At 70.1% G+C, this 18,714-nt stretch carries 17 protein-coding genes; 2 read left to right on the top strand and 15 right to left on the bottom strand.

Annotated elements, in window-relative coordinates:
* Nucleotides 1-36 precede the first annotated feature (36 nt).
* The 8 genes from K311_RS0108630 to K311_RS16155 all read right to left on the bottom strand — a co-directional run bounded on the left by K311_RS0108630 (nucleotide 37) and on the right by K311_RS16155 (nucleotide 8,821).
* Nucleotides 37-666, bottom strand: coding sequence for a CoA transferase subunit B (locus tag K311_RS0108630; RefSeq protein WP_026816977.1), 630 nt, complete (start codon nucleotides 664-666; stop codon nucleotides 37-39).
* Complete coding sequence (locus K311_RS0108635) at nucleotides 666-1,397, bottom strand: CoA transferase subunit A (RefSeq protein WP_026816978.1); 732 nt, start codon at nucleotides 1,395-1,397, stop codon at nucleotides 666-668. The genes K311_RS0108630 and K311_RS0108635 overlap by 1 nt, the downstream gene beginning before the upstream one ends.
* A gap of 76 nt (nucleotides 1,398-1,473) precedes the next feature.
* Nucleotides 1,474-4,284, bottom strand: coding sequence for a class I SAM-dependent methyltransferase (locus K311_RS17685; RefSeq protein ID WP_051239787.1), 2,811 nt, complete (start codon nucleotides 4,282-4,284; stop codon nucleotides 1,474-1,476).
* 68 nt (nucleotides 4,285-4,352) lie between these two features.
* Nucleotides 4,353-5,516, bottom strand: a complete 1,164-nt coding sequence (locus K311_RS0108645) for a cystathionine gamma-synthase (RefSeq protein WP_026816979.1) — start codon at nucleotides 5,514-5,516, stop codon at nucleotides 4,353-4,355.
* Between the two features lie 19 nt (nucleotides 5,517-5,535).
* Entirely contained in the window at nucleotides 5,536-6,903 is a 1,368-nt protein-coding gene (locus K311_RS0108650) for a pyridoxal-phosphate dependent enzyme (protein WP_026816980.1), read from the bottom strand.
* Between the two features lie 107 nt (nucleotides 6,904-7,010).
* Entirely contained in the window at nucleotides 7,011-7,229 is a 219-nt protein-coding gene (locus K311_RS0108655) for an HP1242/YdcH family protein (protein WP_026816981.1), read from the bottom strand.
* Nucleotides 7,230-7,493: 264 nt separating this feature from the next.
* Nucleotides 7,494-8,444: an OmpA family protein gene (locus K311_RS16150; protein ID WP_211223641.1), complete on the bottom strand. Its 951-nt coding sequence runs from the start codon at nucleotides 8,442-8,444 to the stop codon at nucleotides 7,494-7,496.
* A gap of 8 nt (nucleotides 8,445-8,452) precedes the next feature.
* A complete protein-coding gene (locus K311_RS16155; RefSeq protein ID WP_161627307.1) occupies nucleotides 8,453-8,821 on the bottom strand; it encodes a hypothetical protein in 369 nt (122 codons plus the stop codon).
* 85 nt (nucleotides 8,822-8,906) lie between these two features.
* On the opposite strand from K311_RS16155, the gene K311_RS0108675 reads away from it, so the two are divergent.
* Nucleotides 8,907-10,034: a PilT/PilU family type 4a pilus ATPase gene (locus tag K311_RS0108675; protein ID WP_026816982.1), complete on the top strand. Its 1,128-nt coding sequence runs from the start codon at nucleotides 8,907-8,909 to the stop codon at nucleotides 10,032-10,034.
* A 132-nt stretch (nucleotides 10,035-10,166) separates the two neighbouring features.
* Here the strand turns inward: K311_RS0108675 and maiA are convergent, their stop codons facing one another.
* The 5 genes from maiA to hppD form a co-directional block, all read right to left on the bottom strand.
* The gene (gene maiA / locus K311_RS0108680; RefSeq protein ID WP_043797430.1) at nucleotides 10,167-10,832 is read right to left on the bottom strand and encodes a maleylacetoacetate isomerase; all 666 of its coding nucleotides are present in this window, start codon (nucleotides 10,830-10,832) and stop codon (nucleotides 10,167-10,169) included.
* 91 nt (nucleotides 10,833-10,923) lie between these two features.
* A complete protein-coding gene (locus K311_RS0108685; RefSeq protein ID WP_026816984.1) occupies nucleotides 10,924-11,919 on the bottom strand; it encodes a fumarylacetoacetate hydrolase family protein in 996 nt (331 codons plus the stop codon).
* A gap of 48 nt (nucleotides 11,920-11,967) precedes the next feature.
* Complete coding sequence (locus tag K311_RS16160) at nucleotides 11,968-12,579, bottom strand: hypothetical protein (RefSeq protein WP_051239791.1); 612 nt, start codon at nucleotides 12,577-12,579, stop codon at nucleotides 11,968-11,970.
* Entirely contained in the window at nucleotides 12,579-13,874 is a 1,296-nt protein-coding gene (gene hmgA / locus K311_RS0108695; protein ID WP_026816985.1) for a homogentisate 1,2-dioxygenase, read from the bottom strand. The genes K311_RS16160 and hmgA overlap by 1 nt, the downstream gene beginning before the upstream one ends.
* A gap of 115 nt (nucleotides 13,875-13,989) precedes the next feature.
* A complete protein-coding gene (gene hppD / locus K311_RS0108700) occupies nucleotides 13,990-15,084 on the bottom strand; it encodes a 4-hydroxyphenylpyruvate dioxygenase (RefSeq protein ID WP_026816986.1) in 1,095 nt (364 codons plus the stop codon).
* A 108-nt stretch (nucleotides 15,085-15,192) separates the two neighbouring features.
* Between hppD and K311_RS0108705 the strand changes: the two genes are divergently transcribed.
* Nucleotides 15,193-15,651, top strand: coding sequence for a MarR family winged helix-turn-helix transcriptional regulator (locus K311_RS0108705; RefSeq protein ID WP_026816987.1), 459 nt, complete (start codon nucleotides 15,193-15,195; stop codon nucleotides 15,649-15,651).
* On the opposite strand, the gene K311_RS0108710 is transcribed toward K311_RS0108705, so the two are convergent.
* Complete coding sequence (locus K311_RS0108710; RefSeq protein WP_026816988.1) at nucleotides 15,652-16,980, bottom strand: MFS transporter; 1,329 nt, start codon at nucleotides 16,978-16,980, stop codon at nucleotides 15,652-15,654.
* Between the two features lie 122 nt (nucleotides 16,981-17,102).
* Nucleotides 17,103-18,602: a peptide MFS transporter gene (locus K311_RS0108715; protein ID WP_026816989.1), complete on the bottom strand. Its 1,500-nt coding sequence runs from the start codon at nucleotides 18,600-18,602 to the stop codon at nucleotides 17,103-17,105.
* Between the last annotated feature and the right edge of the window lie 112 nt (nucleotides 18,603-18,714).

Consider the following 18,714-nt stretch of genomic DNA (forward strand, 5'->3'; position numbering starts at 1 on the left):
TTCCCCTGCCCCGGCAGCCTGCCGGGTCGGGGAAGTCTAGCCGGCGACCGGGCAGCCGGTCTTCGCGCGCAGCTCGTCCGGGCTCACGCCCGGCGCGGTCTCGACCAGCACCAGGCCGTCCGCGCTCACGTCGAGCACGCCGAGCTCGGTGATGATCCGGTTCACCACGCCGACGCCAGTCAGCGGCAGCGTGCACTTCGGCAGGATCTTCGGCTCGCCGGTCTTGGTCGTGTGCTCCATCAGCACGACGACGCGCTTGACGCCGGCGACCAGGTCCATCGCGCCGCCCATGCCCTTGACCATCTTGCCGGGCACCATCCAGTTCGCGAGGTCGCCCTGGTCGGTGACTTCCATCGCGCCGAGGATCGCCAGGTCGATGTGGCCGCCGCGGATCATCGCGAAGCTGTCGTGGCTGCCGAAGTAGCTGGCGCCGGCGCGGGCCGTCACCGTCTGCTTGCCGGCATTGATCAGGTCGGCGTCGACCTCGTCTTCGGTCGGGAACGGGCCGATGCCGAGCAGGCCGTTCTCGCTCTGCAGCCAGACGTCGATGCCCTCGGGAATATGGTTCGCGACCAGGGTCGGCAGGCCGATGCCGAGGTTCACGTAGGCGCCGTCGGTGAGTTCACGGGCGGCGCGGGCGGCCATTTCATCGCGGGACCAGGCCATTACTTCGCTCCTCGCACGGTGCGCTGCTCGATGCGCTTTTCGGGGTTCGGGTTGACGACGATGCGGTCGACGTAGATGCCGGGCAGGTGCACCTGGTCGGGATCGATCCCGCCGACCTCGACGAGCTGCTCGACCTCGGCGACGCAGACGGCGCCGGCCATCGCGCAGGCCGGATTGAAGTTGCGCGCGGTCTTGCGGAACACCAGGTTGCCGGCCCTGTCGGCCTTCCATGCCTTCACCAGCGAGACGTCGGCCTTCAGCGCCGTCTCCAGCACGTACCAGTGGCCGTCGAACTGGCGCGTCTCCTTGCCCTCGGCGACGACGGTGCCGTAGCCGGTGCGGGTGAAGAAGGCCGGGATGCCGGCGCCGCCGGCGCGCAGGCGTTCGGCCAGCGTGCCCTGCGGGTTGAACTCCAGCTCGAGCTCGCCGCCGAGGAACTGGCGTTCGAATTCCTTGTTCTCGCCGACGTAGGACGAAATCATCTTGCGGATCTGCCGGGTCGTCAGCAGCTGGCCGAGGCCGAAGCCGTCGATGCCGGCGTTGTTCGAGATCGCGGTCAGGTTCTTCACCCCGGAATCGCGCAGCGCCGCGATCAGCGCCTCCGGGATGCCGCATAGGCCGAAGCCGCCGACCGCCAGCGTCTGGCCGTCGCGGACGAGGTCGCGCAGGGCCGCGTCGGCGTCCGGAAAGAGTTTGTTTTTCCCGCGTGCGGGGGCTGCGTTCGTCGCCATGTTTCGCTCCTCTCGGGGAGGCCGGAGTTTAGCGAATCGGCCGCGGCGACCACGTCGTACCTTCGGCCGATGCCGCTCAGCGCGGTGCGCGGCCCTCGTGCCGGCCGATGCGCGCCCAGTGCAGCAGCGGATTCATGCCGGAGCGCGCCGCTTCCGGATTGGCCTGCAGATAGGCCGAGGTCGCGAAGCCCGGACCGGGATCGCGACCCGCGGCGGCGCCCTGGCGCAGGTAGTGCTCGGCCGGATCGACGCCGGCGGCGGCGACGTCGGGATAGGCGGTGAGGTACCAGTCGGGATCGAAGAGTTCGCAGGCGCGCAGTTCGGCGAGGTCGTCGGCGAGTGCCGGCGCCGGGCCCACCTCGGCCGACGCAGCGACCGGCGCCTGCGTTGCCGGCGAGGCCGCCTCGACGAACCCGGACGCCAGTGGCGTTTCGCCGGGGCGGAACGGCCGCACCATCGCCCGCAGCGGCGCGGTCAGCCAGCCGCCGCCGGAAGATGGCCCGGGGGCGCCGCCGGAACGCAGGGCGAGCAGCTCGCCGCGCAGGCGCGCGAGTTCGTCTTCCAGCGCCGCGACGTGGGCCTCGCGCTGCTGCAGCTGTTCCCGCTGCGCGGCCGCCTCGGCCTCGGCGTGGCGGCGGGCGGCGTCGGCCGCCTGGCTGCCGGCCTGGGCCTGGCGGGCGCGGTGTTCGGTGTCCATCAGCATCCGCGTCAGCGTCGCCGTCTCGGCGGCGCGGCGGTCCTGTTCGGCCGTCTGCGCCGCCAGCTGCGCCTGCAGCTCGGCGATCGTGCGGTCGCGGGCGGCGAGATCGCCGGCGTGCGCCGCCTGTTCCTCGCGCAGCGCCTTCACCGAGCCGGCGAGGCGCTGGATCATCGTCTGGCCGTCGCTGCGCAGGCGCGCGATCTCGGCGGCATGCGCCTCGCGGGTCGCTTCCAGTTCGGCGGCGAAGGCGTCGGCGCGCTGCTGCCACTCGCCGAGTTCGCGCTGGCGGTTCTCGGCGATCGCGACATGGGTCGACAGTTCGGCGCGGACCGCCGCCAGTTCGCCGTCGCGGTCGGCGTCGCCGTCGCGCAGGCGCGCCAGCTCGGCGTCGAGGCGGGCGCGCTCGCCGCGCAGACGCTCGAGTTCGTCCGCGAATCCGGCGCGTTCGCTGCGCAGGCGCGCGAGTTCGGTCTCGGAAGCGGCCTGTTCGCCGCGCAGATGGTCGAGTTCGGACGCGGCCGCGGCGAGCGCCTCGCGGACGCGGGCCAGCTCCGCGTCGACGTCGACCCGTTCGTTGCGCAGCTGCGCGAGTTCCTGCGCGAGGTCGTCGTACTGCGCCTGCAAGGTGTCGGTGGCGGCGCGCAGGGTCGCCAGCTGGGCGGCGCGGTCGCCTTCCTGCCGCTGCCGCTGCGCGGCTTCGCCGCGAAGGCCGACGAGTTCGGCATCCCGCTCGCCGATCAGTTCGGCGAGGCGGGCGGTCTGGTTGCGGCTGTCGGCCAGCGCCGCATCGCGGGCGGCGAGGCTCGCCTGCGCCTCGGCGAGGGCGCGCTCGCGCGCCGCGAGGTCGTCGCCGGCGGTCGCGAGGGCGTCGCGGGCACGGTCGCGTTCGGCCTGGGCGGCGGCGAGCGCGGCCTGCATGTCGTCGCGGTCGGCCGACAGCGCGTCGCTCTCGGCGCGGGCGGCGTCGCGCTCGGCGCGCAGCGCGGTCAGCGCTTCGCGCAGGCTGTCGCGCTCGGCGGCGACGGCGGGGTCCGCGACGGTTTCCCGGGCGCGCGCCTGCAGGGTCTCGCGCTCGGCCTCCAGTTCGGCGATACGCGCAATGGCGGCATCGAGGCGAGCGCGCAGGTCGGCGGTTTCGGCGGCGGCGTCGCGCAGGGCTTCGGCGCGCTCGCCGGTGAGGCCATCGACCCGGGCCTGCGCCTGCTGCAGCTGCTGGCGCAGCTCGTCACGGGCTTCCTGCAGCAGTTGCAGGCGGGCCTCCTGGCCGGCGCGTTCGATCGCCTGGCGCTCGCCCTGCAGCTGCAGGCCCATGCGTGCCTGCGCCAGTTCGTCCTCGCGCGCGCGCAGTTCGGCGAGATGACGTTCGAGCGCGGTCGAGGCCTCGTCGAGGCGGCGCTGGCGGTCCTCGAGATCGCGCATCAGCGTGCGCGCGCGCTGCTGGCTGCTGCGCGCATGGAAGCCGTCGACGCAGGCGCGGCCGAGGCGCGAGAACACCTCGTGCACCGAGCGCCGGGCGATGTCGTCGTCGGCGGCCGCGAACAGCCGCTCGAGCATCGGTCCGTGGTCGGCACCGAGGCCGACGACCGCCAGGCCTTCGCCGGCGCTGAACTCGAACACCGGGTGCTCGCCGCCCAGGTCGGCGAGCAGGCGATGGGCGCCGCTGCGGCGGCCGCGGTCGTGGGTACGGTGCAGCACCAGCACCGCCGCCGACGACAGCTTCGGCCGCCACGCCGCCATCAGTTCGACCAGGGCGCCGTAGCCGGCGCGCAGGTCCAGGTGCAGCAGGTCGACGGTGCCGTCGCCGAAACGCGCCAGCGCCTCGTCGAAGTCGCCGTCGAGCAGGCGCGAGAAGCCGGCGTAGCGCGCGTCGTTGTGGTCGTGGAAGGCGTCGATCGCGGCCGGATCCGCAGCCGGCGCGCCCTCGCCCGCCGCCGGCGGCAGCACCGTGAAGCAGCGGGTGTCGAGCGCCAGCCGCTCGACCGCCTGGCAGAACGCGAAGTACGAGGGGCTGCCCGGCACCGCGACCTCGACGAGCACCCGCGGCTGCAGGGCCTCGACCAGCCAGAAGGCCACCGGCAGGTGCTCGAGCCAGTCGGAGGCGACCAGGTAGTCCGGCCGCCAGAACATCGACCGCAGCGCGATCGGCTGCAGGGACGGAGTGGCGGAACTGGGCTGGAGTTCGCGCATCGAGGCTCGCGCCGTCTTGGAATGTCCCCGAGTCTAGCGCGGCGGCAGCGCCGGCCGCGCCGGTGGGCTCAGTCGGCCAGCGCCCGCTCGAGTTCGGCACGCAGGTCGGCGAGGTCCTCGACGCCGACGCTCAGGCGCACCAGCGCGTCGCTGATGCCCAGCGCGGCGCGCCGCTCCGGCGGCACCGAGGCGTGGGTCATGATCGCCGGGTGGTTGACCAGGCTCTCGACGCCGCCGAGGGACTCGGCGCAGGCGAACAGCTCGGTGCGCTCCATGAAGCGGCGGGCCGCGTCCAGGCCGCCCTTCAGCACGATGCTGATCATGCCGCCGAAGCCGTGCATCTGCTTCTTCGCGAGTTCGTGCTGCGGATGCGATTCCAGACCCGGGTAGATCACCCGCTCGATCGCCGGGTGCGCTTCCAGCCAGCCCGCCAGCTGCATCGCGTTGTCGCAGTGGGCCTTCATGCGCAGGTGCAGGGTCTTCAGGCCGCGCAGCGCGAGGAAGCTGTCGAACGGGCCCTGCACGCCGCCGACGGCGTTCTGCAGGAAGGTCAGCTTCTCCTCGAGCTCGGCGTCGTCGCCGACGACCAGCATGCCGCCGACGATGTCGCTGTGGCCGTTGAGGTACTTGGTCGCCGAATGCATGACCAGGTGCGCGCCGAGTTCCAGCGGCCGCTGCAGCATCGGCGAGCTGAAGGTGTTGTCGACCACCAGGCGGATGCCGCGCGCGCGCGCGAAGTCGGCGACGCGGGCGATGTCGACCAGCTTCAGCATCGGATTGGTCGGGGTCTCGCACCAGATCAGCTTCGTTTCCGGCTTCACCGCGGCTTCCAGCGCCGCCATGTCGTCGAGATCGACGAAGCTGAAGTCGAGGCCGGCGCTGCGCCGGCGCACGCGCTCGAACAGGCGGTAGGTGCCGCCGTAGACGTCGTCCATGCAGACGACGTGGCCGCCGGTATCGAGCACGTCGAGCACGGTCGCGGTCGCCGCCAGCCCGGACGCGAAGGCGTAACCGCGGCGGCCGCCCTCGAGCGCGGCGACGCAGGCCTCGTAGGCGAAACGGGTCGGGTTGTGGCTGCGCGAGTACTCGAAGCCCTGGTGCACGCCCGGGCTGGACTGGGCATAGGTCGAGGTCGCGTAGATCGGCGTCATCACCGCGCCGGTGCTCGGGTCGGGCTGCTGGCCGGCGTGGATCGCGCGGGTACCGAGGCCGTGCTTGCTGTGGTCTTTCATCGGGATTCCGTCCGGGGGGTCACTGCGCGCGGCGGCGCAGGTAGTTGAGCAGGTCGATGCGGGTGATCAGGCCGAGGAACCTGCCGCCGTCCATGACGATCGCGACGTGGCCGCGGTCGAACACCGGGATCAGCGCCGCCATCGGCGCGGTCACCTCGAGCTTGTCGAGCTTGCGCACCATCGCGGTGGCGACGCTGTCGCGGAACTTGTTCTCGTCGCCGAACACGTGCATCAGCACGTCGGACTCGTCGACGATGCCGACGATCTCCTCGCCCTCCATCACCGGCAGCTGCGAGACGTCGTACATCTTCATGCGCTGGTAGGCGACGTGCAGAGTGTCGTTCGGGGCGACGACGACGGTGTCGCGCTGCGCGTAGGGACGCAGGATCAGGTCGCGCAGGTCCCCGTGGTGCGGACGCTCCAGGAAACCCTGGTCGAGCATCCAGTAGTCGTTGTACATCTTCGACAGGTACTTGTTGCCGGTGTCCGGCACGAACACCACGACCTTCTTCGGCGTGGTCTGCTCGCGGCAGTACTTCAGCGCCGCCGCCAGCAGCGTGCCGGTCGAGCTGCCCCCGAGCACGCCTTCCTTCATCAGCAGCTCGCGGCCGGCGTGGAAGCTCTCGCGGTCGGAGATCGCATAGGCCTTCTTCACCCGGCTGAAGTCGGAGATGCCCGGCAGGAAGTCCTCGCCGATGCCCTCGACCAGCCAGCTGCCGGACTTGGTGCTGAGCACGCCCTCGTTGATGTACTGCGCCAGGATCGAGCCGACCGGGTCGGCCAGCACCAGCTCGACGTGCGGCGCGGTCTTCGCGAAGAAGCGCGAGATGCCGGTCATCGTGCCGCTGCTGCCGCAGCCGAACACGATGGCGTCCATGTCGCCGCCCATCTGTTCCCAGACCTCCGGACCGGTGCCCTGCTCGTGCGCGGCCGGGTTGTCCGGGTTGCCGAACTGGTTGATGAAGTAGGCGCCCGGCGTCTCGGCGGCGATGCGCTCGGCCATGTCCTGGTAGTACTGCGGGTGGCCTTTCGCGACGTCGGAGCGGGTCAGCACGACCTCGGCGCCCATCGCCCGCAGGTTGAAGATCTTCTCCCGGCTCATCTTGTCCGGGACCACCAGCAGCAGCCTGTAGCCCTTCTGCTGCGCGACCAGGGCCAGGCCGATGCCGGTGTTGCCGGCGGTGCCCTCGACCAGGGTGGCGCCGGGCCGGATGTCGCCGCGGGCCTCGGCGGCCTCGATCATCTTCAGGCCGATGCGGTCCTTGATGGAACCGCCGGGATTCATGCACTCGAGCTTCAGGTAGAGCTCGCAGACACCGGTGTCGAGGTGTTGCGCCTTGACGATCGGCGTGTTGCCGATCAGCTGCAGGACGTTCTGATGGACCATGGGTTCTTGCCGGAGGCCGGAAACGGCCGATTCTACCCTCGCACCACCGGTCCCGAAGCGCAGGCGGCGGCGACCCGACGAGGTGGGCCGCCGCCGCCGCGGAAAAATCAGTGCTTGCGGCGGTCGAACATGCGGGTCAGGCGATCCTTGGCGTTGAGCTTCTCCCGCTTCATCTTCGCCAGCGTCGTGTCGTCCAGCGGCAGCACGCCGAGTTCCGCATCCAGCACCTGCTTGTCGAGCTCGCGATGGCGGTGGTAGAGCTGGCGGAACTCCGGGTCGTTCTTCATCAGTGCGTCGACTTCGTGCTGCGGTTGCCCTTCAAACATGGGAATGACCTCCTCCAGAAACGCGAACGCCCCGGCCGATGGGGGCCGGGGCGCAGCGGATTGAGACAAAGGTCAGGTCGCTTTCGCGGGCGGCGTCCCTCGTCGACGCGCCCGCTTCCTTTCGGGTATCGGCGCAGTCGGCGGGGACGAGGTCTGCTTTCATCGGCCTGGCTCGGTAACCGGCTCATGATGCCGGCAACCCGAACCTACTCCCCTGCCCCCGGGGTGGCAACCCCGTAAGCAAGTCACTGATTCGCAAGCAAATCAGTCGAGGATGATCTCGACCCGGCGGTTGCGGGCACGGCCGGCGGCGCTGCCGTTGTCGGCGACCGGACGGGCCTCGCCGTGGCCGCTTGCGCTGAGCCGGGAGGCGTCGACGCCGGCGTCCTCGAGCACCCGCCGCACCGCTTCCGCGCGCAGCTTCGACAGCCGCAGGTTGGCGTCGTCGGCGCCCTGGCTGTCGGTGTGGCCCTCGATGCTGATCCGGCCACTCCCGCCTGCAAGCTGCGCCGCCAGCGCGCGCAGGCTGGCCTGGCCGACCGCGGTCAGCTGCGAACTGCCGCTCGGGAAGGCGTCGCCGGCGAGCGTGTAGATCTCGCGGCCGCCCTCGCGACGCACCGGCGGCGGGCTGGCATTACCGGCATCGGCGGCCAGCGCCGCGGCCAGTTCGGCCTCGCGGCGGGCGAGCGCGGCTTCGGCGGCCCGGGCCTCGGCGAGGCGGCGGGCCTGTTCGGCCTCGGCGGCGGCGCTCTGCAGGGCCAGAGTCTGCGCTTCCTCGCGCTGGCGCATCTCGCGCTCGGCGGCCTCCTCGCGGGCCAGCGCGCGAAGGCGCAGGCGCTCGGCCTCGCGGCGGGCACGTTCGGCTTCGAGGCGACTGGCCTCGACCATGATCTGGTCGCGCTCGTCGTCGAGCTGGCGCGCCTGTTCGGCGAGCAGGTCCGCCTCGGCGGCGGCGCGCGCGGTGGCGACGCGCAGGCCGGCGAGGTAGAGCGCGTGCGCGCGGTCGCGCCGGCGCGCGGCGGCGGCATCGGCGATCGCCTGCCGGGCCTTCAGGCGCGCGACCGCACCGAGCTCGGCGAGCGCGGGATCGGCGTCGAGCGCGGCGATCTCGCCGCTCAGGCGGGCGACCTCTTCCGCGTGCGGATCGGGACGCGCCGCCGGTGCAGCGGCGGCGGCGACCGCGAGCAGGACGGCGAACGAAAGCTCCAGCGACATGCGCATGCTCAGTTCCCCTGCACCAGCAGGCGCCGCCGCAGGTCGGCATTGCGGGCGGTGCGGCTGTCGACGGTCTCGCGGGCGTTGTCGAGCCGCGCCTGCGCGGCGGCGAGCTCGGCGGTGGCCGCGGCCGACTGCGCGACCGGCAGCGCATCGCGATGCTTGCGGCGCTCGACGAGGGCATTGGCCTCGGCGAGCTGGCGACGGGCGTCGTCGAGGTAGCGGCCGGCCTGGCCGCGCGGCTGTTCGCGCTCGGCGGCGGCGATCGCGCGCTCGGCCTCGGCGATTTCCGCACGCGGCGGATCGGCCGCCCAGGCCGGCGCGCAGGCCAGCATCAGTACGAGCGCTAGATGGATTTTCAGCCGGGAAAATGTCATAAGGCGGACTCGCAGGACGGTGTCGGGAAGCGGCCCATTGTAGCCCTCCGGCCGCGTCCGTCGGGCCGCCACAGGGGACACCAGCATGGACATCGGCTATTTCCTGAAGCTGATGACGGAAAAGAACGCGTCGGACATGTTCCTGACCACCGGCGCACCCGTCTACATCAAGGTCGAAGGCAAGCTCTACCCGCTCGGCAACACCGGCCTGCCGGCCGGCATGGTCAAGAAGATCGCCTACTCGCTGATGGACGAGGGCCAGGTCCCCGCGTTCGAGCGCGACCTCGAATACAACATGGCGATCGCGGTCAAGGACACCGGCCGCTTCCGCGTCAACGTGTTCAAGCAGCGCGGCGAAGTCGGCATGGTGATCCGCGCGATCAAGTCGGAGATCCCGAGCATCGACCAGCTGCGGCTGCCGCCGGTGCTCAAGGACATCGTGATGGAGCAGCGCGGGCTCGTGCTCGTCGTCGGCTCCACCGGCTCGGGCAAGTCGACCACGCTCGCCGCGATGATCGACCACCGCAACGCCAACAACACCGGCCACATCCTCACGATCGAGGATCCGATCGAGTTCCTGCACAAGCACAAGAAATCGATCGTCAACCAGCGCGAGGTCGGCCTCGACACCCACGCCTTCCACAACGCGCTGAAGAACGCGATGCGCGAGGCGCCGGACGTCATCCTGATCGGCGAGATCCTCGACGCGACGACGATGGAATCGGCGATCGCGTTCGCCGAGACCGGTCACCTGTGCATGGCGACGCTGCACTCGAACAACGCCGACCAGACGCTCGACCGCATCCTGAACTTCTTCCCGGAATCGGCCCACAAGAACGTGCTGATGAACCTGTCGCTGAACCTGAAGGCGATCATTTCCCAGCGCCTGGTGATCGGCAAGGACGGCAAGCGCCTGCCGGCGACCGAGATCCTGATCAACACCCCGATGATCCGCGACCTGATCCGCCGCGGCGAGGTGCACGAGATCAAGGAAGCGATGGACAAGTCGCTGCAGGAAGGCATGCAGACCTTCGACCAGGCCCTGTACCGCATGTACAAGGAAGGCAAGATCGAGCTCGAGGAAGCCCTGCGCAAGGCCGACTCCCGCGACGGCCTGGCCCTGAAGATCCGCCTGTCCGAAGGTTCGACCGGCGAGCACGACCCCTATGCCGACATGTACGGCGGGGCGTCGGCCGACTCCGCTTCCTTCTGAACCACTCGCTCCTTCTCATGCCCTCCGGCTTCGGCCCGGGAGTAACGAGTGGAGAGTAACGAGTAACGAGCAATGCAAAGCCCGCACATGGTGCGGGCTTTGCATTGCTCGTTACTCGTTACTCTCCACTCGTTACTGCGCTTGCGCATCCGGCTGCCGCTCCGGCCGCGCCGCGATGAACTCGGGCAGCACGTTGCAGGCCTGCACGATGCGGCGGATCGTCGCGTAGGGGGCCATGTCGACGCCGAAGCGTTCGGCGTTGAAGACCTGCGGCACCAGGCAGCAGTCGGCCATCGTCGGCTGCTCGCCGTCGCAGAAGGTGCCGGTGGAGGGGTTGTCGGCCAGCGTCTCCTCGATCGCGTCGAGGCCGCTGCGGATCCAGTGCCGGATCCATTCCTCGCGGCCGGCCTGGTCGACGCCGAGGTTGCGCTCCAGGTACTGCAGCACGCGCAGGTTGGCGACCGGGTGGATGTCGCAGGCGATCATCTGCGCGACCAGGCGCACGCGCTGGCGGTCGCGCGCGGTCGCCGGCATCAGCGGCGGCGCCGGGAAGGTCTCGTCGAGGTATTCGATGATCGCCATCGACTGCCTCAGCACGCGGTTGCCGTGCAGCAGCACCGGCACCAGCTGCTGCGGATTGAGGTCGACGAAGGCCTGCTTGTGCTGCTCGCCGCCGTCGCGCAGCAGGTGCACCGGGGTGATCTCGTAGGCCAGGCCCTTCAGGTTCAGGGCGATGCGCACCCGGTAGGCGGCGCTGGACCGCCAGTACGAGTACAGCCGGATCGTGCCGTGGTTCATCGGAACGCCCTCCAATGCCCTGCCCCGCCTGCGCGCCAGCATACGCCCGCGGCCGCGACCGGTGCAGACCCGGTCGCCGCCGCGGCGCGGATCAGGCGCGGGCGATCTTCTGCTCGATGGCGCCGAAGATGCTGGCGCCCTCGCGGTCGAACATCTCGATGCGCACCACGTCGCCGAAGTGCATGAACGGGGTCGACGGCTTGCCGTCGCGCAGCGTCTCGACGGTGCGCCGCTCGGCGAAGCAGGAGGCGCCGAGCGCCGTGTCCTCGTTCGCCACCGTGCCGGAGCCGACGATGGTGCCGGCCGACAGCGGCCGCGTCTTCGCCGCATGCGCGACCAGCTGGGCGAAGTCGAACTGCATGTCGATGCCGGCCTCCGGGGCGCCGAACCACTCGCCGTTGATGTGGGTCACCAGCGGCAGGTGGACCTTGCTGTCGCGCCAGGCCTCGCCGAGCTCGTCCGGGGTCACGAACACCGGGCTGAGCGCCGAGCGCGGCTTGGACTGCAGGAAACCGAAGCCTTTCGCGAGCTCGGCCGGGATCAGGTTGCGCAGCGAGACGTCGTTGACCAGGCCGACCAGCTGGATGTGGGCCGCGGCGTCGGCCGCCGACACGCCCTGCGGCACGTCGTCGGTGACGATCACGACCTCGGCCTCGAGGTCGATGCCGTAGGCCTCGTCGGCCACCGGCACGGGATCGCGCGGGCCGTGGAAACCGGCGCTGACCGCCTGGTACATCAGCGGGTCGGTGTAGAAGCTCTCCGGCACCTCGGCGCCGCGCGCCTTGCGCACCCGGGCGACGTGCGGCAGGTAGGCGCTGCCGTCGACGAACTCGTAGGCGCGCGGCAGCGGCGCCGCCAGCGCTGCCGGCTCGAGCGCGAACACCGGCTCGCCGTTGATCGTCTCGGCCGGGCTGGCATTCAGGCCCTCGTAGACGGCGGCCAGGCGCGGCGCGGTATTGCTCCAGTCCTCGAGCGCCCGCTGCAGCGTCGGCGCGATGCCGGTCGCGCGCACGCCGCGGCTCAGGTCCCTGGAGACGACGATCAGCGTGCCGTCGCGGCCGCCTTCCTTCAACGATCCGAGCTTCATCGGGTCAGCATTCCTGTTCGTGCGCCGCGCGCGGTGCGCGGCAGGGGTTCAACTGCAGCCTTCGACATAGTGCACGGCGGGCGGCAGGCCGATGCGCCAGCCGGAGATGATGCCGTCGCTGCCGACCTCGAACACCAGCCGCGCGCGGCTGCCGTCCTCCGGCGTGACGACCAGATAGCGGCCGCCCTCCTCGTACTTGTGCGGCTGCTGCTCGACGCGGCCCGGGAAACGGGCGAGCACGTCGTCGGCGTGGTCACCGACGACCAGGTCGCCGGGGGCGGCGAGGCTGGTGTCCCAGACGTCGTAACGGGCGAATCCGCCTTCGAGCATCATGAAACCCGGCTGGCCGCCGCCGTCGGGCTGCAGGTAGTAGCAGTCTTCGGAATCGTATTCGCCGCGCCCGGCCATCGGGGCACCGAAAGCGCTGCGCACCTCGGCCTCGCCGGCGCCGAAGGCGGCGCTGCCGAAGCCCTGGAAATGCACGACATCGGGATCGTTGGCGAGCCTGGCCTCGGTGGCCGGCGCCGGCGCCGATGCCCCGGTCGTCGCCGGATCCGCATCCGCGGCAGGCGCCGGCGCGGTTTCCGGCGCGTCCGTGCCGCCGCTGCAGGCAGCGGCGAGCAGCAGCACCGCCGCGGCGGCCCAGGTGCGCGGGCCCATCAGCGTTTCTCCGGGCTGAAGTGACGGGCGAGGCCCTGCCAGCAGTCGCGGTAGCCGGTCTGCCGGTGCGCGGCGTCGATGGCCTGGCGCACGGGGCGCAGCACGTGCCGCGTCTCGAACATGAAGGCCATGGTCTCGCGGATCACCGTCGGCCGCGACAGGTCGGCGTTCGAGGCCTTCTCGAAGGTGCCGGCGTCCGGCCCGTGCCCGGTGAAGCTGTTGTGCAGCGAGGCCCCGCCGGGCACGAAGCCCTCGGCCTTCGCATCGTATTCGCCGTGCACCAGGCCCATGAACTCGCTGGCGATGTTGCGGTGGAACCACGGCGGCCGGAAGGTGTCCTGCATCGCCAGGATGCGCGGCGGAAAGATCACGAAATCCATGTTGCTGGTCCCGGGCGTGTCGCTCGGCGAATGCAGCACCAGGAAGATCGACGGGTCCGGGTGGTCGTAGCTGATCGAGCCGATCGTGTTGAAGCGGCGCAGGTCGTACTTGTACGGCGTGTAGTTGCCGTGCCAGCCGACGACGTCGAGCGGCGAATGGCCGATCGGCGCCGACCACAGGTGGCCCTGGAACTTCGACACCAGCTGGAAATCGCCCTCGCGGTCCTCGTACGCCGCCAGCGGCGCCAGGAAATCACGCGGATTGGCGAGGCCGTTGCTGCCGATCGGGCCGAGGTCCGGCAGCTTCAGCAGCGCACCGAAGTTCTCGCAGACGTAACCGCGCGCGGCGCCGTCGGGCAGCGCGACGCTGAAGCGGATGCCGCGCGGAATCACCGCGATCTCCTGCGGCTCGAGCTCGAGCACGCCCATTTCGGTGGCGATGCGCAGGCGGCCCTGCTGCGGCACGATCAGCAGCTCGCCGTCGGCGTCGTAGAAGTAGCGGCCGGCCATGTCGCGGTTGGCGGCATACAGATGGATGCCGACGCCGCTGCCCTGCTCCGGGCCGCCGTTGCCGGCCATCGTGAAGAGGCCTTCGAGCCAGTCGGTCGGCGCCTCCGGCAGCGGCAGCGGATCCCAGCGCAGCTGCTCGGGGGTCACCGGGCCGGCGCCGAAGTCGTTGTGGAAACGCGGCAGCGCCAGCGGCGCGAACCCGCCGTGCAGCGCCGCCGGGCGGATCCGGTACAGCCAGCTGCGCCGGTTCGCGCCGCGCGGCGCGGTGAACGCGGTGCCGCTGATCTGCTCGGCATAGAGCCCGTAGGGCGCCTTCTGCGGCGAGTTCCGCCCGACCGGCAACGCGCCTGCCAGCGCCTCGCTCGCGAACTCGTTCCCGAACCCCGACTGATACGTCAGCGACATCGTGCCCCCGAATCGAAAAATCAGAAACGAAAGTCCAGAAATGAAGGGGTGTGGCCTGCGCCGAATCCGGCCGACGACCTCTTCATTTCTTCTTTCTCAACCAACATTTCTGCGTTCAAAGAACGCCGCGGCGCATCTGGTCGCGTTCGATGGATTCGAAGAGCGCCTGGAAGTTGCCCTCGCCGAAGCCCTCGTTGCCCTTGCGCTGGATGATCTCGAAGAAGATCGGGCCGATGCAGTTCTGGGTGAAGATCTGCAGCAGCAGGCGGGTCTTCGTGTCGGGGTCGGCGTCGATCAGGATCTTGTTCTTCGCCAGCCGCGGCACGTCCTCGCCGTGGTTCGGGATGCGCTGGTCGACGACCTCGAAATAGGTGTCCGGGGTGTCGAGGAACTCGACGCCCTGCGCGCGCATCGCCTCCACCGTCGCGTAGATGTCGTCGGTGAAGCAGGCGATGTGCTGGATGCCCTCGCCCTTGTAGGCGTCGAGGTATTCGTTGATCTGCGACTTCGGATCGTTCGACTCGTTCAGCGGGATGCGCACGATGCCGTCCGGCGCGGTCATCGCCTTCGACACCAGGCCGGTCTTGGCGCCCTTGATGTCGAAGTAGCGGATCTCGCGGAAGTTGAACAGGCGCTCGTAGTAGTCGCTCCACTTCTGCATGTTGCCGAAGTAGAGGTTGTGCGTGAGGTGGTCGATGAAGGTCAGGCCGAACCCGGCCGGGTTCTGCGCCGCGCCCTCGATCGCCACGTACTCGGTGGCATAGGCGTTCTGGCCGGACGGCACCAGGTAGAGCATGCAGTCGCCGATGCCCTTCACCACCGGCACCTGGATCGCGGCGGTGTCGGCCTTGTGGCTGACCGCCTCGCCGCCGTTGCCCTTCACCGCCTCGAACACCTTGCCGACCGGCTCGGTGAAGCGGATCGCGAAGCCGCAGGCGCAGGGACCGTGCCTGGCGGCGAAGTCGGCGGCGAAGCAATCCGGCTCTTCGTTGACGAGGAAGTTGACCCCGCCCTGGCGGTAGACGGTGATCGCGCGGCTGCGGTGCTTCAGCACCGCGGTGAAGCCGAGGCGGCGGAACAGGTCGTGCAGGTCGACCGTACCGGCCGGGGCGGCGAACTCGACGAACTCGAAACCGTCGATACCCATCGGGTTCTCGAAGGTGGTCGGCTTCATGCCGAGATTGGGGGAAGTCTGGGGCTGGGCGCTCATGCGTCCTCCTGGTCCGGGGTGATGGCTTGCGCCGGGCGGCCGCGCGCTTGTCACACGCTCGCCGCCGTTATAGTTTCACTTGAAACCATTTGCAAGGCACGCCGCCGCATGGCCGATTCCGAGCCGCTGGAACTGGAACATTTCCTGCCCTACCGGCTGTCGGTGCTGTCCAACCGCATCAGCCAGGACATCGCCCGCCTGTATGCGCAGCGCTGGAACCTCGGCATCACCGAGTGGCGGGTGATCGCGGTGCTGGCGCGGCATCCGCACATCTCGGCGCGCGAGGTCGCCGAACGCACGGCGATGGACAAGGTCGCGGTCAGCCGGGCGATCGCCTCGCTGCAGGCGGCCGGCCGTCTGCAGCGCGACACCCACGGCGACGACCGCCGCCGCTCCTGCCTGCGCCTGAGCGACGCCGGCGTGGCGATCCACGCCGAGGTCGCGCCGCTGGCCCTCGCCTACCAGCAGCGCCTGCTCGAGGGCCTGGCCGACGACGAGCGCGCGGCGCTGGACCGCCTGCTCACCCGCCTGGAAACCCTGGAACTCGAGACCCGCCCCGACGACTGATCAGGCCGGCGGCCGCGCCCCGCCCGGATATTCCAGGCCATGCCCACCGGGCCCGCGTTCGGCCTGCCAGAGCTTCCACGCGAACACCAGGCCCAGTGCCGACAGCGCGGTGTAGAACCACATGCCCGGCGCATAGCCGGCCGGGTTCTCCGGCCCGGCGAGGAAGTGCTCGTTCAGCGTGCCCACCGCCAGCGGCACGATCGCCCAGCCGATCTGCTGGCAGAAGGTCATCAGCGCATAGGCCGAGCCGAGCCGGCGCTCCTCGACGATGTAGGCGACCGCCGGCCACATCACCGCCGGGATCAGCGAGAACACGCCACCGAACACCAGGACCGCCAGGAACAGGGTCAGCGGCAGTTCGACCTCACTGAAGGGCAGCGGCACCGCCGGCCCCGGCGGCAGGTAGGTCACGACCAGGAACAGCGGCAGCATCGCCAGCGAACCGATCGCCATGAACAGCGAGCGCCGGCCGACCCGGTCGACCCACAGCCCGAACAGCGGCGTCGCGACGATCGCTGCCACCGGCAGCAGGCTGCTGAGCATGCCGGCGGCCTCGCGCGACAGGCCGTGCGCCTGCTGGAAGTAGTCGATCGCGAACGAACGGAACGGGAACACCGTCGAATAGAACACCACGCACAGCGCGACGATGTACCAGTACGAGGGGCTGAAGCGATACAGCCCACGCAGGTCGAGGCGGTCGGTCTCGCCGGCGGCGCCGAGGTCGAAACGCCCCTCGGCGCGGCGCTCGAGCGCGAAGTACAGCACCGCGGCGCCGAGGCCGGCCGACATCACGCCGGTGGCCAGCCACAGCGGGTCGTGCCAGTTCGAATACAGCGGCGCCGCGAACGAAGGCGACCAGTCGGTCGCCGCCGAACCCAGGCGCGAGATCGACAGGTTCAGGCCGAAGGCGAAGCTCAGCTCCTTGCCCTTGAACCAGCGCGCGAGCACGACGGTGACCGCGACGATCAGCGGCTCGGCGCCGAGACCGAGCAGGAAGCGCCCGGACAGCAACGTAGGGAAATTCGGCGCCGCCGCGGTGACCGCCGCCGCCAGCACGCAGACCGCGGCGAAGGCCACGATCGCGCGGCGGGCGCCGAAGCGGTCGATGACCCAGCCGCCGGTGAGCAGCACCAGCAGCGCGGCGATGTTGTAGGCGGTCGACAGCATGCCGACCTCGCGGTAGTCCAGGCCCTGTTGCTCGCGCAGCAGGTCGACCACCGGGTTCAGCGCGTCGTAGGCGTAGTAGTTGCCGAACATCGCCAGGCTGGCGAGGACCAGCGCGGCCCAGCGCCAGGCGGGGGTCGGTCGCGGGAGGGTGGCGGTGTGCATGGCGGGGCTCCGGATACGACGCGGCCCGGGGGACCCGGGCCGCGGTGGAAGCAATCGCGCCTGAAGGCGCTCCTGCAGTGATCGCGCCTGAAGGCGCTCCTACAGGGGTGGCGGGGGCGTGGTTACTTCACGCCGTGCATCAGCTTCTGGATCAGCGGTGCGACCAGGAACAGCAGCACGCCGGAGCCGACCAGGGCCCAGAAGCCGAACTCGTAGCCGGACTGCGCCGAGGCGACGGTCATGCCGGTCTCGCCGCTGACCTTGCCGGCGAAGATGCCGGCCAGGTTGTTGCCGATCGCGATCGACAGGAACCAGCAGCCCATCGCCAGGCCGGTCAGGCGACCCGGCGCAAGCTTGGTGGTCATCGACAGGCCGATCGGCGACAGGCAGAGCTCGCCGACCGACTGGATCACGTAGACCATGAACAGGGTCCAGAACGGGATCTTGCCGGCGTCGTCGACCAGCTTCGACAGCGCGAACACCAGCAGCAGGAAGGCCAGGCCGTTGAACACCAGGCCGAGGCCGAACTTGCGCGGGATCGACGGGTTGTTGCGGCCCATGCGCACCCACAGCCAGGCCAGCACCGGCGCCAGCGTGATGATCGCCACCGAATTCACCGACTGGAACCAGCCGACCGGGAAGGTCCAGTCGCCGAACTGACGGTCGACGATGTTCTGCGCCAGGAAGTTGAAGCTGGCGCCGGCCTGCTCGAAGAACATCCAGAACAGCACGTTGAACACGAAGATGATCAGCATCGCGATCACCATGTCGCGGGCCACGCTGCCCTCGCGCACGCCTTCGACCAGCAGCAGCAGCGCCGGCACGATGAACAGCGCCATCAGGATGTACTGCAGCATCTCCGCGTCGATGGTCAGCAGGAAGTAGAACACCGGCACCGCGACGACGGCACCGACGGCGACCGCGAACAGCCGGCCCATGCCCTCGTAGCCGGCCGGCGGCAGGCCGATGCCGCGCAGCTGGTGACGGCCGAACCAGAACCACACCAGGCTGATCACCATGCCGATCGCCGAGGCGATGAACACGATCTTGTAGGCCGGCATGTCCGGCGAGCCGCCGAACATGCGCTCGGCCAGCCAGCCGGTCAGGATCGGCGCGATCATCGCGCCGAGGTTGATGCCCATGTAGAAGATCGTGAAGCCGGAATCGCGGCGCTCGTCGCCCTGCGCGTACACCTTGCCGACGAGGGTCGAGATGATCGGCTTGAACAGGCCGTTGCCGACGATGATCGTCGCCAGGCCCAGCTTCAGCATGTCGAAGGCCGGCACCGCGACCAGGAACAGGCCGGCGGCCATGATCACCGCGCCGAGCAGGATCGCGCGCTGGTAGCCGATCAGCTTGTCGGCGACGTAGCCACCGAAGATCGCCGCCGCGTAGACCAGCGCCAGGTAGGCGCCGTAGAGCTCGCTCGCCGGCTTCTCGCCGGCGGAGTCGCCGCCGTGGAACTGGGCGACGATGTACAGGGTCAGGGCCCAGCGCATGCCGTAGAAGGCGAAGCGCTCCCAGAACTCCGTCATGAACAGCATCCACAGCGGCTTCGGATGTCCGAGCAGCTGCTTGAATTCAGGGATCGGACCCTGATTGGTGGCGGTGGCGCCGCTCATGCGGTCTCTCCCCTGGTTTCGGTCTAGGAATGGTGGAACCCCGGTCGCGGGCCGGCAGAAGCGGCGCCGCAGGGCGGGCAAGGTGTAACCGTCCGGCCCGATCGAGTCAAAC

The sequence above is a fragment of the Arenimonas composti TR7-09 = DSM 18010 genome, assembly GCF_000426365.1.
In the GTDB taxonomy this organism is placed as follows: domain Bacteria; phylum Pseudomonadota; class Gammaproteobacteria; order Xanthomonadales; family Xanthomonadaceae; genus Arenimonas; species Arenimonas composti.

What these genes read in the sequence shown, in the direction of transcription:
- K311_RS0108630 (WP_026816977.1), bottom strand. Translation starts at nt 666, where the DNA reads ATGGCCTGGTCCCGCGATGAAATGGCCGCCCGCGCCGCCCGTGAACTC.
- K311_RS0108635 (WP_026816978.1), bottom strand. Translation starts at nt 1,397, where the DNA reads ATGGCGACGAACGCAGCCCCCGCACGCGGGAAAAACAAACTCTTTCCG.
- K311_RS17685 (WP_051239787.1), bottom strand. Translation starts at nt 4,284, where the DNA reads ATGCGCGAACTCCAGCCCAGTTCCGCCACTCCGTCCCTGCAGCCGATC.
- K311_RS0108645 (WP_026816979.1), bottom strand. Translation starts at nt 5,516, where the DNA reads ATGAAAGACCACAGCAAGCACGGCCTCGGTACCCGCGCGATCCACGCC.
- K311_RS0108650 (WP_026816980.1), bottom strand. Translation starts at nt 6,903, where the DNA reads ATGGTCCATCAGAACGTCCTGCAGCTGATCGGCAACACGCCGATCGTC.
- K311_RS0108655 (WP_026816981.1), bottom strand. Translation starts at nt 7,229, where the DNA reads ATGTTTGAAGGGCAACCGCAGCACGAAGTCGACGCACTGATGAAGAAC.
- K311_RS16150 (WP_211223641.1), bottom strand. Translation starts at nt 8,444, where the DNA reads ATGTCGCTGGAGCTTTCGTTCGCCGTCCTGCTCGCGGTCGCCGCCGCC.
- K311_RS16155 (WP_161627307.1), bottom strand. Translation starts at nt 8,821, where the DNA reads ATGACATTTTCCCGGCTGAAAATCCATCTAGCGCTCGTACTGATGCTG.
- K311_RS0108675 (WP_026816982.1), top strand. Translation starts at nt 8,907, where the DNA reads ATGGACATCGGCTATTTCCTGAAGCTGATGACGGAAAAGAACGCGTCG.
- maiA (WP_043797430.1), bottom strand. Translation starts at nt 10,832, where the DNA reads ATGAACCACGGCACGATCCGGCTGTACTCGTACTGGCGGTCCAGCGCC.
- K311_RS0108685 (WP_026816984.1), bottom strand. Translation starts at nt 11,919, where the DNA reads ATGAAGCTCGGATCGTTGAAGGAAGGCGGCCGCGACGGCACGCTGATC.
- K311_RS16160 (WP_051239791.1), bottom strand. Translation starts at nt 12,579, where the DNA reads ATGGGCCCGCGCACCTGGGCCGCCGCGGCGGTGCTGCTGCTCGCCGCT.
- hmgA (WP_026816985.1), bottom strand. Translation starts at nt 13,874, where the DNA reads ATGTCGCTGACGTATCAGTCGGGGTTCGGGAACGAGTTCGCGAGCGAG.
- hppD (WP_026816986.1), bottom strand. Translation starts at nt 15,084, where the DNA reads ATGAGCGCCCAGCCCCAGACTTCCCCCAATCTCGGCATGAAGCCGACC.
- K311_RS0108705 (WP_026816987.1), top strand. Translation starts at nt 15,193, where the DNA reads ATGGCCGATTCCGAGCCGCTGGAACTGGAACATTTCCTGCCCTACCGG.
- K311_RS0108710 (WP_026816988.1), bottom strand. Translation starts at nt 16,980, where the DNA reads ATGCACACCGCCACCCTCCCGCGACCGACCCCCGCCTGGCGCTGGGCC.
- K311_RS0108715 (WP_026816989.1), bottom strand. Translation starts at nt 18,602, where the DNA reads ATGAGCGGCGCCACCGCCACCAATCAGGGTCCGATCCCTGAATTCAAG.